This is a genomic window from Flavobacterium sp. OHVDL-2026-0007 (assembly GCF_059882335.1).
This window is the reverse complement of the sequence record NZ_CM187612.1, coordinates 2,157,507-2,172,353: the sequence shown is the minus strand read 5'-3', so window position 1 is coordinate 2,172,353 and position 14,847 is coordinate 2,157,507. Positions and strand designations below refer to the sequence as shown.

Here is a 14,847-nt window from a genome sequence, read left to right as displayed (position 1 = left end):
GGGTATAAAAAAAGGGTTTTGGGTTGCCCAGGCTCAATAGTTGAGATGTATTGATCAAAAGATCAGATAGAAAGCGAGGGATTAGGTTGAAAATAAAACAGGTTTATTAAAAATTTTTATTAAGTTTGTTTTAAGTGTTTAAATATTTTAATAATTAAACAATAAACCAACCAAAACTATATACTAAATCATGATTGTTTTTCTTAAAAAAAGTTACCAGTTAGCCCTTTGTATTTTGATGATTTGCTTTACTGTGCATCCTATTTCCGCACAGCAGCAGAACAAAAAAATGATCTCACCTGAGACTATTTCATTAAATAAAAATTGGAAATTCCATTTAGGAAGCGCTAACAATCCTGCTAAAGATTTTGACTATGGGATCGTTCGTAATTTCACCATTGCTGGAGGTGGAGGTGGTTGTATTGTACCAGGATTCAAGGATGATAATTGGCGCACAGTTAACGTTCCTCATGATTGGGCGGTAGAATTGCCTTTTGAGTATAAGGATCATTTTGATGTTCAAAGTCACGGTTATAGACCCGTTGGTGGTTTTTATCCAGATAATAGTATTGGTTGGTATAGAAAACACTTCTCTGTAGATAAGAGCAAAGAAGGGCAGCGATTTGTCATTCGTTTTGAAGGGGTTTATAGAGATTTTAAGATCTGGGTAAATAATAATTACATCGGTAGCAATTTTAGTGGTTATAGTGAAAGTTCTTTTGATATTACAGATTTTATTGAATTCTCAAAAGACAATGTTATTGTTGTTCGCGTGGATGCAACTCAATACGAAGGTTGGTTTTATGAAGGGGCGGGTATTTACAGGAATGTTTTCTTAGAAACATCTAATCCTTTGCATATTGCCGAGTATGGTGTTTATGTATCGTCTAAAGTTGAAAAAACAAAAGCGGTGGTGCGAGCCCAAACTTCTGTAAAGAATCAAGAGGGTAGCACAGTGGATTGCGCAGTGGAGTCTTATGTGGTCAATGCCAATGGAGTGAAAGTCACCAAATCAGTGACCGATAAACTTACCGTTAAAAATAATGAAGTGGGTCAAACCGTTCAGCAGTTATCGATCAATAAACCTGAATTATGGGATGTGGAAGCTCCTCATTTATACCGATTGGTTTCTATTGTAAAAAAGAATGGTGTCACCACAGATAGTACACAAACCCAGTTTGGTGTTCGAACTTTTACTTATGATGCAGAAAAAGGTTTTGCTCTCAACGGAAAATCCATGAAAGTCAAAGGGATGTGTGTGCATCAGGACCATGCAGGTGTTGGGACCGCAGTACCAGATGCCTTAGTGTACTACCGCATAAAATTACTCAAAGAAATGGGGGTAAACGCCTACCGTTGTAGCCATAACCCACCCTCAAAATCTGTTCTAGAAGCCTGTGATAAATTAGGGATGATGGTCTTAGATGAAATTCGAGTAATTGGTACAGGTAAAGAATATTTAGAACAATTTGAAAAATTAATTTTAAGAGATCGTAACCATGCCAGTATTATGCTTTGGAGTCTTGGAAATGAAGAGACCGGAGTTCAAAATACTGATTTGGGAAGACGTATGGCCCATACTTTAGTGCAACGTCAAAGAGAGCTGGATCCATCAAGACTAAGTACATACGGAGGAAATAACGGGATTAAATTTCAGGGTATTAACCAAGAGATGGATGTAAGAGGTTTTAATTATCACATTAAAGAATTAGACGATTATCATAAAGAACATCCCACACAACCGATCATTTTTAGTGAGGTATCCAGTATGGTAAGCTCTAGAGGGATGTATGCCAAAGATTCCATAAAAGGCTATTTGCCCGATTATGATTTGAACAAACCTGCTTGGGGACAGCGGGCTGAAGAATGGTGGAAATTTACTGTAGAGCGCCCTTGGCTAATGGGAGGTTTTGTTTGGACTGGGTTTGACTATCGTGGTGAACCGACTCCCTTTACTTGGCCTAATGTTAATTCTCATTTTGGAATAATGGATGTTTGTGGTTTTCCAAAAAATACCTACTACTATTATCAAAGTTGGTGGACTGATAAAGATGTGATCAAGATCTATCCGCATTGGAATGGTCATCAAAAAGGAGATAAAGTAAACGTATGGTGTAATAGTAATGCCGATGAAGTAGAACTATTGCTAAACGGTAAAAGTTTGGGTAAAAAGACGATGCCAAGAAACGGACATTTAGAATGGGATGTGGTGTATGAAGCAGGGAAATTAGAAGCTATTGGTTTTAAAGGTGGCAAGACGATTCGTACGGCTGTGGAAACCACAGGTAAAGCCTATCAAATTGTTTTGACTCCAGACCGTAAAACGATTCAGGCTGACGGGAATGATGTGTCGGTTGTCAATGTGACTGTTCTTGACGCTAAAGGCAGAGAAGTTCCTGATGCCATGAATTTGGTTGAATTTACTCTTGCTGGCGAGGGACGTATTTTGGGTGTAGGTAACGGAGATCCGAGTTCCCATGAAGCGGATAATTGTCTGGATGGTAATTGGAAACGTTCGTTGTTTAACGGAAAATGTCAAATCATCATACAAGCGCCAGAGAAAGAGGGAGAATTTGTATTGACAGCTGCTTCTAAAGATTTGAAAAGTGAAACTACTACTATAATTTTAAAAAAATAAGGACAGAGGGGGACTGAAATTCCCATTACACTGTTTGGATGATCTGAAATGTTGTCTCACTATGGAATGTGAGACAGCATTTTTTGGTAAGTGCAAAGTCCTTGTTGTGCACCTAGATTGCTAAACCATAGCAATTGTTCTATAGTACATTAGACCAATGGTCTATTGATCCTAAAGTAAGCCATTTCCTCTTGCTGTCTTAGTAAATTCGGTAATCGTTCAAATCCAGCTTTTCGCAATACATTTTGTGATCCACTATTGTCGAGAGTAGTTATAGCTACTACTTCATTTTTATTGGTATGGGTAAAGCAATAATGAGTTAAAGCCTTCGATACTTCTGTAGCTATGCCTTTACCCCAGTAAGCTCTGCTAAGAACATAACCTATTTCTAATTGGTTGCTGTTGTGCACAAAAACACGAGCCACGCACATCCCAATAAAATTATTGTTTTCAGCATCGAATATCCCCCATCGACTTAACCTCCCTATTTGATAATTTTCAAGTAGTTCATCAAACATCTCTACATACCGCTCTTCTGAAACTTTAGGTAAAAATTGTGTAACTAGATCATCTTTAAACAGATTTAAAAAAGTGGATTGCTCGTCAGCTAAGAACTCACGAATAATTAGGGTTGGACTATGGTAAAGAGTAGACATCGTGCAGTTTGTATAGAGCAAAAATATAAAAAGCTGTACAGTTGTAGCTTAAACTTTAGAAAGTTTTACGAATTAAACCAGCTCGTTAGTTCGAAACTGTTGTTTTGCCTATCTTTGCACTCTTAATTTTTTTTCATGAATACCCCTATAAAAGCCGTTCATCCCATCTATAATCTTCAATTTGGATTAGTTTGTTTAAGTTCATTGCTCTTTTCTGCGAGCTTTAATATGCTGATACCTGAACTTCCAGAATATTTAAGCAATATGGGAGGGGCAGAGTATAAAGGATTGATAATCGCTTTTTTTACATTAACAGCTGGAATTTCAAGACCTTTCAGCGGTAGACTGACCGATACTATGGGAAGAGTCCCTGTGATGGCTGTTGGTTCTATTGTTTGTTTTGTCTGTGGTATTCTTTATCCCGTTTTAGGAACGGTTTCTGGATTTTTATTCTTGAGGCTAATTCATGGATTTTCTACTGGATTCAAACCTACGGCGACTGCGGCCTACGTAGCAGATATTATTCCAAGGGAACGTTGGGGTGAAGCATTGGGCTTGCACGGTCTCTGTTTCTCTATAGGTATGGCTTTGGGACCTGCTATTGGAAGTACAATTAAGTTGTATTCCTCAATGAATATGCTTTTTTATGCTTCTTCTGTTTTTGCCCTTATGTCCATTGTTATTTTGATGAATATGAAAGAAACATTAAAATACAAACAGCCTTTTAGCCTTCGTCTTCTAAGGATTTCTAGAAAAGATATTATCGCTTTGGAAGTACTGCCGGCTGCTGTGGTAACACTACTCTCTTATATGGCGTATGGGGTGATTTTGACCTTGATTCCGGATTGGAGTCAGTATTTGGGAATAGCCAATAAAGGTTTGTTTTTCATGGTGTTTACCATTACTTCGGTCATGATTCGTTTTGGTGCAGGAAAGGCCTCTGATAAATACGGACGTGTTCATTTAATTGCAATAGGACTTTTCTTTTTGATTATATCGCTGGTCATTGTTGGATTTTCAACTTCCATTGCCGGACTTTTAGTAGGAGCAGCTGTTTATGGAATTGCCACTGGAATTGTCTCACCCGCTTTAAATGCCTGGACAGTAGATATGAGTTTTCCCGAACATCGAGGTAAAGCCATGGCTACGATGTATATTGCCCTTGAAGCAGGAATTGGTCTAGGAGCACTTTTTGCTGGATGGATGTATCAAGATGTGATTGCCAATATTCCTATGCTTATGTATGCTAGTGCTGGAATGGTTTTCTTAGCCTTAGGTTATGTTTGGATGCAGCTTCGTAAGTCGAAATAGTTTTTTTCTTTTCAATTAAGTTTATATCGTTAGTAAGTCATTTTTAGGCTTACTAAATTAGTTACTCAAATTATTAGACTTTAGAATTCAGGTAATTATATTCAGTAAAAAAGTTAATTACCTATTTATTTTACTTATAAGTGAAATTTTTATTATATTTGCATTTTCAATAGAGCTATGGAGTGTACATTAGTAAAACTTGGTAACTTTAGTGGAACAGAGTCATCCATATATTCTGTGTATATTGAAGAGAAAGGTAAAACTCTATTTGATAATTTTATTGAAGAAAATATTTCTGAGTATAATGTTGAAATAAAAGATATCATCCAAAGATTGCTTATCATTGGAAATAAAACAGGAGCAAGGGAACAGTTTTTTAAAACTAATGAAGGTGTTCCTGGTGATGGTGTTTGTGCACTGTATGATGATCCGAATTCCAAACTAAGATTATATTGTATTAGATATGGTAATGATATTGTTATATTAGGAGGAGGAGGTTATAAGCCTAAGACGATAAGAGCACTACAAGAAGATAAAAAACTAGAAGCAGAAAATTATTTTTTAAGAGATCTTTCAAAAGAAATTACTCAAAGATTAAAAGATAAAGATATTACTAAACCCAACTTTATGGATTTTGAAGGTGATTTAACCTTTAATTTTGATAATTATGAAATCTAAAAATATGCCCAAAACATATAATAGTCCATTATTAGACTCTCTTATAACAACTATTTCTAGTGAAGAACTAGAAAGAACAGAGGGTAAAATGAGATTAGCAATTAAAATTGCTGATGCAATTAAGTCGACAGGTTTAAAGAAATCGGAATTTGCAAAAAAAATAAATAAAAATAATTCAGAAATAAGCAAATGGTTAAGTGGTACGCATAATTTTACTACAGACACATTGTTGTTATTACAGAAAGAATTGGGAATTAAGCTTGTCAATTCTGATATCGAAGAAAATGTTGCGATAAAAGATGTGCACATTGATATAGAGTCATCAAGTGAACTTAAAAAGAATTTTAATTTTACTAGTTTGCTAAATTTTAATAAGTTAAAGGTTGCCCATTCTTATTCATTAATAGTATAAATATGGATATATCAGGAAATATTTCTTTTAGAATAAAGAACATTGAAATAGGTCAATCGAACCTAGTGGCAATAAATTATGTATTGGCTAATGATGTTGTGTATAAATTTAGTATTAACATTGAACATTTAGTTGATATCGATCAAAATGTGATTGTTATTAAACCTACTGTTGTTATTTTTGTAGAAGATGAAAAATCTATTCTAGCAAATCTTTCGATAAACTTGGTGTTAGAAATTGAAGATTTGGCAAAATATACGATTGATAAAGAAGTGAAGTTGCCTTCTGAGATGTTAATAACGATGAATTCAATTGCTATTTCAACGCTAAGAGGTATTATGTTTTCAACACTTAAAGGAACCTACTTGCACAATGCGATTCTGCCTGTGATTGATCCCAAATCTTTTTATATAAATAAATAATTTAAGATAAAAAAAATCTCTATTGGCATTTGCCTTTAGAGATTTTTTTAGTAAAATGCTATATTACCAGGTTAGACTATTGGTTCTTTTTTAACCATTCTAAACGTCTTTGATCTGGAAGATGTGTAATCTTGAAATCTTCAAATGTAGCACTGAAACCTTTTCCATCAGGACTTGCAGCCATCATACCTACTTGTACCGTTTTGAATTCTGGAAAGTAGACTGTATTGGTCATCGTATAATTGACACCATCTAGAGAATAAAAAATTTCTACAGCATCTAGTCGACGTACTGCTTTCATCCAAACATTTTTCGGTTTTTCTTTTAAGCCCATTACACTCCAAGAGCTTTTGTCAATAGTGTGTACTGTGCTGATATTATATACTCCTTCGACGTATTCGATACCTGTTTTAACATAATTGTTTTCATCTATTCGAAGCATAAGACAGACTTGATCAAATCTGGTTTTATAAACTCCACTCATCTTTACAACAACTTCAAATTCACCGCTTCGTTCGGTATAAAGAAAAGGACCGTCATTTACTGTAAATCCGTAATGACTTTTATTCCAGTAGTCGGATTGAGCTGTAACTTGCATAGTGAGTTTGTTATCTTTTATTTCCCAGTCCGCTGGTTCGTTGAGCCAGTTCATTGCGTTTAATTTTTGAGCATTACCCTTTGCAGCTATAAGACAGACAAGGATTAAAACTAATTGAATTCTCTTCATGATTTCGTAAATTTGAATTTTATTAATGTTTGACAAAGTAGGTGTTTTGATGTGTTTTTTGCAATAGTTATATATAACCATTTTTGAAAAACTGACGTAGTACTTTATATTAAGTAATCTATGCAGTAGCATTTACTCTGTAATAAAAAAGAAATTGCTATATGAATCCTATTTCGAGCTTAGAAGACAAATTTTCTTTTGAATCTATAGATAGCCCTGAGAAACGCAAGGAAGTATTAGATGATGTTATTCATATGATGCAAGCCTATGTGAAATTAGACAATGCGGTTGCTGTGTTATCTGATCTGGTAAATAATAGAAGTTATATTTTTGCGGGCAATTTTGGAAGTTTTTTTGAAATGAGTAGTTCAGGCTATACTACAATAGATTCTATTTGGGAAGATGATATTTATCAGCGCATTCATCCAGATGATCTTTTTCAAAGACACCTTTTGGAGTTAGAGTTTTTTAATTTCTTAAAAGAAATTGCGCCGGAGGAGAGAGTGAATTATATGACAAGGTGTAGTATTCGAGCCCTAAATAGTAAGAAGGAGTACCAATATATTCTACACCGTAGTTTTTATCTCAAGAGTAGTTCGGGAGGTGGTTTATGGCTTGCTGTTTGTCTGTATAATTACTCCTTTGAAAAAATGGGATCCCCAAGTGGTATTGATGGTAAAATTGTCAATACCAAAACAGGAGAAAGTTATTACGTCGATACTTATGTGAATTGCATCAATTTGTTGACCTCGAGAGAAAAAGAAATCTTATTACTAATTAGCGAAGGTGTAATCAGCAAGGAAATCGCTTCCCAACTAAACATAAGTATTAATACTGTAAATCGCCACAGACAAAATATACTGGAGAAATTAAAAGTAAATAATTCTATTGAGGCTGTTCGCACGGCTAATGCGTTGCATTTGTTATAAGGGATTAATATAAAAGCATTCAATGTTGTTGGGTTAAAAGTGTAAAGGTATTGATAATCTATGTTTTAGATATGTAAAAAAGCTTTTGTAAGCTTGGTTGTAAAATATTTTTTGTAAATTTATTCTCCTAAAAAATATAAATTATGAAAGTATTAAAAGTAATCGAAGTTCTTTCTAGTTCAGCCACTAGTTGGGAAGATGCCACTCAAAAAGCAGTAAGCAAAGCGTCCAAATCTTTAAAAAACGTTCGTTCAGCGTACGTTCAAGAACAGAGTGTAACCGTCTCAGATGGTAAAGTCACGGAGTTTAGAGTTAATCTAAAAATAACATTTGAACTGGAGTAGAATAAGTTAAAAAGCGAGATGATTGTAATCAAACAGCCTTATTTAACGAAGATGCTGAGCAGAAAACAATCAACGAATCTGTTATCCAAAAATAAAAAGATCCTGTAAATATATATTTACAGGATTTTTTTTTGAGAGTGTTTCTGTCAAGTATGGTATAGACAATTGTATAAGTCACCACACCTAAATAAGGTCACTATTTATGTAACGGAAGTTTGATAATCCTAATATTGTCGTGGTAGGCGATACGGGTAAGGCCTTCCTGGGTTGCATAGACCCCCCATTTAATATATCCCAAGTTTCCGATGCTTGTATCGCCAGCAAAAGTGCGATAATTTGTTTTTTCATCAACTAATACATAATCGCTTTGTCCTGGAAGTTTCATATAAGTTCTTATATAGCCAGTTGGTCCATCGGCCCATAAAACATCTACCCTAAAATCCATCCATTTGTTTACATATGGTCGCAAATCTGCTATAATATCTTTTATAGATGATGAACCTTCATATCGTAATCGCATCGCATTTCTTGCTGTGCGGAACTGTAGAGGGACACCGGAACCCGTGGTTGAATTACCCGATACTTTTAGCTGAAAAACATTGGTTTCAAAGGTGGGCCCAGAAACCCATGGGGTCCAGTCTTTCAGCAGTACGCTAAATTCGTATCGGCGTTCATCTCCTGGATAATACTTAGCATTTGGTACGGCTATAGCGTCGCTCTCGCTTCTGTCACTACCGTCTGACCAGTAAGCAGGATCACCATAAACAATTTTATGTGCAATGGCATAGGTGCTGCCATTGTCTGCTGGATTGACCATATAAGCTGCATCAGTCGCCGTGGCATGCGTGGCTGTTACCTCTGGGATACCAGAGTTGAGCATTCCGTTTTCGTAGTTTACATTCAAGATTGTATCCCCTTTTGGCAACTGTTCCTGGTTTACTGGCTCAATTTCTTTTGTGCTGCATGATGTTGCCAGCAATAGTAGGGTAGCGGCGACGTACTTTGGAAAATTAATGTGTGTTTTTCTCATGGGGAATTATTTGGGTTGGAAATTGTTTTATTTAGGATAGTTAGATTAGTCCTGCTCTAACAGCTATTGCACAATTTTCTTGCCTAATCTAAAATAGGGTAATATCTGGGGTCTTGTAATTATTTACTAATATCTTGTTTTTAGGACTGTGTTTTTCTATTTGGAGGAATCATTAACTTTTTTTAATACTTTCAATTTTATGGTTTGTCAGGTAAATAAGAAGCTGTCTGAGTTACTATTTAGATATCAAAACAGCTTCTTATAATTTTATTTGCGGCCTAAGGTAGCCAATAACGCAATTATTGTTTTATTAACTTAACCGATTTCGTATTATTTCCTTGTGTTATTTCTGCAAGGTAGATTCCTGGAATTAGTTCACTGCCCGTTGTTATGGTTTGGCCGGCATTTGCTTTGACAAGCGTTATTCTTCTGCCTGAAAGATCAAACACACCGACAGAAACGGTTTCTCGAGGATCACCAGTTACATTTATTTTGAATTCTGTTTTAGTTGGATTGGAAGAAACATTTACAATGAATTCGTTTGTTTCTATTTTGTCAATTTCAGTACCATCAGTACTGCTGACACAATCACCTAAGTAACATCCATGTGCCAGATGAGCCGCAACGCCATTTGTTGAGATACAAAGGATTTTGTCATGATTTGGACCGCTGCTGTGACATACTTTTACTTTTCCGGCTGCACAAAGAATATCGATTACCGTTATTTGTTTTGTTACAGTAACGGAACAACCCAGTGCATCTGTAATAGTTACCGTGTAATTATCTACTCCTGGAGTTGACGGATTTACCATAATGCTTGCGGTCGTGGCACCGTTGTTCCATGAGTAAGTATACGGTAATATACCATTTGCAGGTATAGCAGTCAAGGTTAAAGAAGAAGAAGGTCCATAACCCAAATAAAGAGTATTGGCTTTACCTCCAGGACTTACGGCAAAAACATCGGCTATGCTTGCAGAGATTATACCGTTAATAATAACCGAAGTAGTGGTCGTACTACTATTTCCTGCATTGTCGGTAGCGGTCCATATTATAGTTGATGTTCCTGTATTGAAGTTGCCACTGGCATCGAGTCCGTTTCCGTTTCTTGCGGTGGCGCCCGTAACTTGGTAGGTTACCGAGCTTACATTACAATTATCAGTGGCCGTTGCAACGGGAATAGTATAGTTACCGCTTGCTTCATTACAAAGAGAAATAGTAGCAGTGGAACTTATTACTGGAGCTTCTGCATCCGTGACTGTAACTGTTTGTGTTGCTGTATTGGTATTGTCGTTTACATCCTTAACGGTCCAGGTTACTGTTGTAACTCCTACAGGAAAGATTGTTGGAGCATCGCTAATTATAGTGGCAATGCCACAGTTGTCCGATACAACTGGGTTAGGGAGTGTTGTGGTTGAGCCACATTGACCAGTATCATTGTTTAGTGTAATAGCTGTGGGACTGATAATCGTTGGTTTTATTGTATCAGCTACTGTTGTGGTAAACGAAATATTTTTACTGCCACAATTATCAGTGGCCGTCCAGTTTACCGTTGTGATACCTTTGTTGAATACAACGTTTGCTAAACTGTTGTTACCGTTGCCTGTTGTGGCACCAGTTAACACATAACTGTAAGTAATGTTACCGCAGTTACCGGTAGCAGTTACATCAAACTCATTCCCCTGTGCGGTGTATGTACAAGCGTCCGTGTTTGTGTTTTTTGATATGTCATTTTTTGTCTGCAGTTGCAAGAGCTGAATGCTTTTATAAATATTACCAGTAAATTTGAAATCATCAATACCAACTATTGGGACACCACCAGTTCGGTTAGTACCATACCAATAAAGTCGAAACGTAATGGGTTCTTGAGTATCCGGTAAAGTAGATAAATCAACAGCAAGAGCAGTAGGTAGGTTAGCTGCAGCCGAAAAGGTTTGTGGTGTTGTAATATCATTGGTGAAACCATCTAAACTGGATCGCATAACATACATGCCAAGGTCTGCTACATTTCCTCTTCTTGCAGTAAAATTAAAGCTGGAGAAATTTATTTTATAACCAGCTTTTGGTTGGACTTTAAATTCAAAGTATTGATTAGGATTAAAGGGTGTTGGAGGAGCGGTCGTAGAAGTTTTAATTGTCCAGCCGTTTACTGCAACTCTGTTACTAAATGCACCAGCAGTATTAAGACCACTGCTAGTACTAGCATAAAAAAAGCTGGGAGCAGTGTTTACATCGCTTACTATATAAGGATCGGTGGTATTTCCTGTCGTTAGTGGGGCTGCGAAAGTAACAGCGCTACCAGTAATGGGATTATTCCAAATCTCTTGCGCAACGCTTTTATTGTTTAGTTCAAATATTCGGATATCGTCATGGTAGGTAATACGTGTAAGCCCCTCTTGCAGCGCGTAACCTCCCCATTTGATATATCCTATGTTGCCGATACTGATATCACCTGCAAAAGTAGTATAATTGGTTTTTTCATCTACGACAGTGTAATTACTTTGTCCGGGCAGTTTCATAGAGGTTCTTATATATCCGGTGGGACCATCCGCCCATAGCACATCTACCCTAAAATGGAGCCATTGGTTTACATAAGGACGCAGATCAGGTATAATGTCTGTAATAGAAGTAGAGCCTACATATCTTAATCGCAGTGCATTTCTTGCCGTACGGAACTGTAGGGGAACTCCAGAGTCCGTGGTTGAATTACCGGATACTTTTAGCTGGAAAATATTTGTTTCATAGGTTGATCCGGAAACCCATGGCGTCCAGTCTTTGAGCATTACGCTAAATTCGTAACGACGTTCATCTCCTGGGAAATAACGGCCAGCGGACAAGGCTATGGCATCAGATTCGCTTCGAAATGCGGCATCGGAGTAATAACCGTTATCGCCATACACCATTTTATGAGCAATGGCCCAATTTCCTGTAGCGCCTGGCTGTACCATGTAATTGGCATCGGGTGCGGTAGCGTGGGAGGAGCTTATTCCTGGGATACCCGAGTTAAGGGTGCCGCTTTCGTAGTCAACATTCAGAAGGGTGTTGGTCACCGTTTGTGCACCGCAAAGCAACGTGGTTAGAGTTGCTAGAAATGGCAGAAATTTTGTTTTAAAAATCATCATTGGTTAAGGTAATTGGTTAGTAATTTTTTTTCACGTTTTTATTTTATTTTGGATTGTAATCATTTGCTCTAAGGTGGTTCTTGTTATACTATATATTAAAGGCTAGGGTGAATTCAAGTGTTGTTTATAAGTGTAGGAAAGTAAAATAATGGACGGTACTTACTTTTGATAGACCTAAAGCGATTGTTATCAACGAAAATCCAATTAACGAATAGTCGCAACGATAGGGTGGGATTTGTCAAACGAACTAAAAGTATGGATAGAAATGACTAAAAATAAGCTCAATTTTTTTTCATAGGTTTAACTTTTGCAATTGTAATTAGTTAGTTTTTAGTACTTTAATATGGCTAAGTTAGCCATGAGTTTGTAAGTTGGCTTTCGAATTTCATTATAAAACTTTCGAATTTGTGTAGATGTCTCATTTTAAGAATGTGAACCAATCGATGAGGCGAAGTAAGAGAGTAGGTAATAAAACAGGTAATTGGAATTTAAATTACCTATTTCTACTTTTTAAATAAAAATAGGATTCGTCTGTAGGTTTTATATGAACTAACATTTTTACCAACAGGTCTAATAACAACCTAAGCAATTTTAAAAAAAAATAAAAAGATTTTATCTTAATAAAAAGTCATCGTTTTTGGTAGTCAATTTTGTTAGAAGGCTATTATCTTATTATTATGATAGATTGTTCTTCAACTTCAGAAAAAAAAATAACAATACCCACCAAGTAAAAAGCCACAATAAAATTAATTTTTATTGTGGCTTTTTGCCTAAATACTAACCGAAAATTAAATAGTCTATTGTTATTATTAAATTTTAAAGGTTCATTCCATTACTGGATAATTATCGCCATCTACCATCCACCCAGCGATAGCCTCGTCGAGTTTGGATCCAGTGGCCTGGTTCATAATAATGGTTATTACGGGGCGTAGTCCAGTTACCATCCCTATGATGATAAGTACGTGTTCGATTGTCCCAATACCAGTTTCCTTCTATCCAAATATGCGTATTACTGGGACGTGCAGGTCTATATTCTTGGTATGAAGGTTCTACTGATACATAGCCTGATGAGCAGGAATTAGTCAATGATAAGATTCCTACTAAACTGATTATATAAATTAATTTTTTCATGATATGGATTTTGAGTGAATTGAATCACTATTGTTTCATCTTCATTTTCCAATTATACTTCATCATTATAGTACGTATTCATTTTATGCTCCGATACATCTATTTCCAGTTGTTCCAGGAATTCTCTTCAGTATTGGAACAGCAGGCTGCGATCGAGTTGAGTGATGAAGGAATAAATTAGGATAGTACCTAGCTTACTAATCAGGTCGTGTCTGTTTCTGATTTTGCTGCGGTTTCGCTCGTGGTTCATTTCTTTGCTGTTGTCTCGCCTGTTGCTCTTGAGCCGCACGTTGTGTTTGCTGTTGTCTTGCTTGTTGCTCTTGTGCTGCCCGTTGCGTTTGCTGTTGTCTTGCTTGTTGCTCTTGTGCTGCCCGTTGCGTTTGCTGTTGTCTGGCCTGTTGATCTCTAGCCTCTCGTTGCATTTGCTGTTGTCTGGCTTGCTGTTGTTTGGCCTGTTGATCTTTAGCCTCCTGCTGCATTCGTTGCTGCTGTTTAGTAGACTGATTATCTCGTTGTTGTTGAGGTTGTTGTCTAATTGGTTGATTGTTATCTTGTCGTTGAGATTTTTGCTGTTTTGCTGGAAGATTTTCTCTTCTTGACGGAGGTCTTTGGCCTGTTGGTTTGACCTCTTTCATGGGTATCACTTTAGAAGGGGCTAGTTTTCTTTCGGCTGCTCCACGTTTCTCTACCCGTGGTCTGTAGATCTGCATTTCTTTGTTGTTTAGATTGTGACCGGGTGTATTTCTTTCCCTTAGAGTTAATGGGGAGATTGTTCTACCAGTTTGTCTTTGCACTTCAGATCTTTCAGGTCCTGAATAGTATCTGGCCTTGGTTGAATTGTCTCTGTAGCTATTATTGATTACAGTTGATTTGTTAACAATTGTACGATTATTTGATAAAGGAACATAATAGTTATAAGAATTCGATCTTCCAAAATCTCTGTCTCGTATGTATGTCCAATAATTGTATGGTAAACGATATCCGCTGCTAAAGGCAATAGTAATGCTAATACCAGGGGCTAATGGTGCCCATCCGTAATAACCTTCGGCTCTTCTCCAAGTAACCCATCCAGGACCCCAGTCATAACCGGGAACCCATATCCAACCATAATAAGAATCATAATACCAGCGTCCATAATGAAAAGGGGCCCATCCCCATCGATAGTTAGAAACCCAAGTCCAACCGATATTAGTGGAGACCCAATAACCGTTCGTTCTATAAGGAATAAAGGCATCGGATACATCTGGAATCCATACGTATCCATACTCGGGTGTATCAATCCAATCACCATAGGGGCTTAAATCATCATAAAAAGTCTGGAAGCTGATGGATACCTGTGCTGCTGCTCTTTGAGGTGCCATCAGGATAAAAGAATTGATAGCAAGGAACAGAATAAAAATTTTAGCCTTTGCTTTCATAATAGTAATTGTTTAATTAACTTGCTTGTTGG

At 36.7% G+C, this 14,847-nt stretch carries 12 protein-coding genes; 7 read left to right on the top strand and 5 right to left on the bottom strand.

Features of this window, described 5'->3' with window-relative positions; genetic code table 11:
• Nucleotides 1-190: 190 nt before the first annotated feature.
• Entirely contained in the window at nucleotides 191-2,638 is a 2,448-nt protein-coding gene (gene galA, locus AC51AA_RS08465; protein WP_500705531.1) for a beta-galactosidase GalA, read from the top strand.
• Nucleotides 2,639-2,787: 149 nt separating this feature from the next.
• On the opposite strand, the gene AC51AA_RS08460 is transcribed toward galA, so the two are convergent.
• Nucleotides 2,788-3,294, bottom strand: coding sequence for a GNAT family N-acetyltransferase (locus AC51AA_RS08460; RefSeq protein WP_500705530.1), 507 nt, complete (start codon nucleotides 3,292-3,294; stop codon nucleotides 2,788-2,790).
• Between the two features lie 135 nt (nucleotides 3,295-3,429).
• On the opposite strand from AC51AA_RS08460, the gene AC51AA_RS08455 reads away from it, so the two are divergent.
• The 4 genes from AC51AA_RS08455 to AC51AA_RS08440 all read left to right on the top strand — a co-directional run bounded on the left by AC51AA_RS08455 (nucleotide 3,430) and on the right by AC51AA_RS08440 (nucleotide 6,117).
• A complete protein-coding gene (locus tag AC51AA_RS08455) occupies nucleotides 3,430-4,605 on the top strand; it encodes an MFS transporter (protein WP_500705529.1) in 1,176 nt (391 codons plus the stop codon).
• 177 nt (nucleotides 4,606-4,782) lie between these two features.
• Nucleotides 4,783-5,283 (top strand): hypothetical protein, encoded by a 501-nt coding sequence (locus AC51AA_RS08450; protein ID WP_500705528.1) that lies wholly within the window; start codon nucleotides 4,783-4,785, stop codon nucleotides 5,281-5,283.
• A complete protein-coding gene (locus AC51AA_RS08445; RefSeq protein ID WP_500705527.1) occupies nucleotides 5,273-5,695 on the top strand; it encodes a helix-turn-helix domain-containing protein in 423 nt (140 codons plus the stop codon). Before AC51AA_RS08450 ends, AC51AA_RS08445 begins: the two co-directional genes overlap by 11 nt.
• 2 nt (nucleotides 5,696-5,697) lie before the next feature.
• Nucleotides 5,698-6,117 (top strand): hypothetical protein, encoded by a 420-nt coding sequence (locus AC51AA_RS08440; protein WP_500705526.1) that lies wholly within the window; start codon nucleotides 5,698-5,700, stop codon nucleotides 6,115-6,117.
• A gap of 76 nt (nucleotides 6,118-6,193) precedes the next feature.
• Here AC51AA_RS08440 and AC51AA_RS08435 read toward each other — a convergent pair whose 3' ends face one another.
• The gene (locus AC51AA_RS08435; protein ID WP_500705525.1) at nucleotides 6,194-6,844 is read right to left on the bottom strand and encodes a DUF1349 domain-containing protein; all 651 of its coding nucleotides are present in this window, start codon (nucleotides 6,842-6,844) and stop codon (nucleotides 6,194-6,196) included.
• A gap of 161 nt (nucleotides 6,845-7,005) precedes the next feature.
• Here AC51AA_RS08435 and AC51AA_RS08430 point away from each other — a divergent pair, with 161 nt between their 5' ends.
• Nucleotides 7,006-7,773: a helix-turn-helix transcriptional regulator gene (locus AC51AA_RS08430; protein ID WP_500705524.1), complete on the top strand. Its 768-nt coding sequence runs from the start codon at nucleotides 7,006-7,008 to the stop codon at nucleotides 7,771-7,773.
• Between the two features lie 143 nt (nucleotides 7,774-7,916).
• On the top strand, nucleotides 7,917-8,117 hold the full coding sequence (locus AC51AA_RS08425) for a dodecin family protein (RefSeq protein WP_500705523.1): 201 nt from the start codon (nucleotides 7,917-7,919) through the stop codon (nucleotides 8,115-8,117).
• A 196-nt stretch (nucleotides 8,118-8,313) separates the two neighbouring features.
• Here AC51AA_RS08425 and AC51AA_RS08420 read toward each other — a convergent pair whose 3' ends face one another.
• From AC51AA_RS08420 to AC51AA_RS08410, 3 genes are all read right to left on the bottom strand, one after another.
• Nucleotides 8,314-9,147, bottom strand: coding sequence for a heparin lyase I family protein (locus AC51AA_RS08420; protein ID WP_500705522.1), 834 nt, complete (start codon nucleotides 9,145-9,147; stop codon nucleotides 8,314-8,316).
• A gap of 299 nt (nucleotides 9,148-9,446) precedes the next feature.
• Entirely contained in the window at nucleotides 9,447-12,266 is a 2,820-nt protein-coding gene (locus AC51AA_RS08415; RefSeq protein ID WP_500705521.1) for a heparin lyase I family protein, read from the bottom strand.
• Between the two features lie 1,328 nt (nucleotides 12,267-13,594).
• Nucleotides 13,595-14,815, bottom strand: coding sequence for a DUF6600 domain-containing protein (locus AC51AA_RS08410; protein ID WP_500705520.1), 1,221 nt, complete (start codon nucleotides 14,813-14,815; stop codon nucleotides 13,595-13,597).
• Between the last annotated feature and the right edge of the window lie 32 nt (nucleotides 14,816-14,847).

What these genes read in the sequence shown, in the direction of transcription:
- AC51AA_RS08445 (WP_500705527.1), top strand. Translation starts at nt 5,273, where the DNA reads ATGAAATCTAAAAATATGCCCAAAACATATAATAGTCCATTATTAGAC.
- AC51AA_RS08425 (WP_500705523.1), top strand. Translation starts at nt 7,917, where the DNA reads ATGAAAGTATTAAAAGTAATCGAAGTTCTTTCTAGTTCAGCCACTAGT.
- AC51AA_RS08420 (WP_500705522.1), bottom strand. Translation starts at nt 9,147, where the DNA reads ATGAGAAAAACACACATTAATTTTCCAAAGTACGTCGCCGCTACCCTA.
- AC51AA_RS08450 (WP_500705528.1), top strand. Translation starts at nt 4,783, where the DNA reads ATGGAGTGTACATTAGTAAAACTTGGTAACTTTAGTGGAACAGAGTCA.
- AC51AA_RS08410 (WP_500705520.1), bottom strand. Translation starts at nt 14,815, where the DNA reads ATGAAAGCAAAGGCTAAAATTTTTATTCTGTTCCTTGCTATCAATTCT.
- AC51AA_RS08455 (WP_500705529.1), top strand. Translation starts at nt 3,430, where the DNA reads ATGAATACCCCTATAAAAGCCGTTCATCCCATCTATAATCTTCAATTT.
- AC51AA_RS08435 (WP_500705525.1), bottom strand. Translation starts at nt 6,844, where the DNA reads ATGAAGAGAATTCAATTAGTTTTAATCCTTGTCTGTCTTATAGCTGCA.
- AC51AA_RS08440 (WP_500705526.1), top strand. Translation starts at nt 5,698, where the DNA reads ATGGATATATCAGGAAATATTTCTTTTAGAATAAAGAACATTGAAATA.
- AC51AA_RS08415 (WP_500705521.1), bottom strand. Translation starts at nt 12,266, where the DNA reads ATGATGATTTTTAAAACAAAATTTCTGCCATTTCTAGCAACTCTAACC.
- galA (WP_500705531.1), top strand. Translation starts at nt 191, where the DNA reads ATGATTGTTTTTCTTAAAAAAAGTTACCAGTTAGCCCTTTGTATTTTG.
- AC51AA_RS08430 (WP_500705524.1), top strand. Translation starts at nt 7,006, where the DNA reads ATGAATCCTATTTCGAGCTTAGAAGACAAATTTTCTTTTGAATCTATA.
- AC51AA_RS08460 (WP_500705530.1), bottom strand. Translation starts at nt 3,294, where the DNA reads ATGTCTACTCTTTACCATAGTCCAACCCTAATTATTCGTGAGTTCTTA.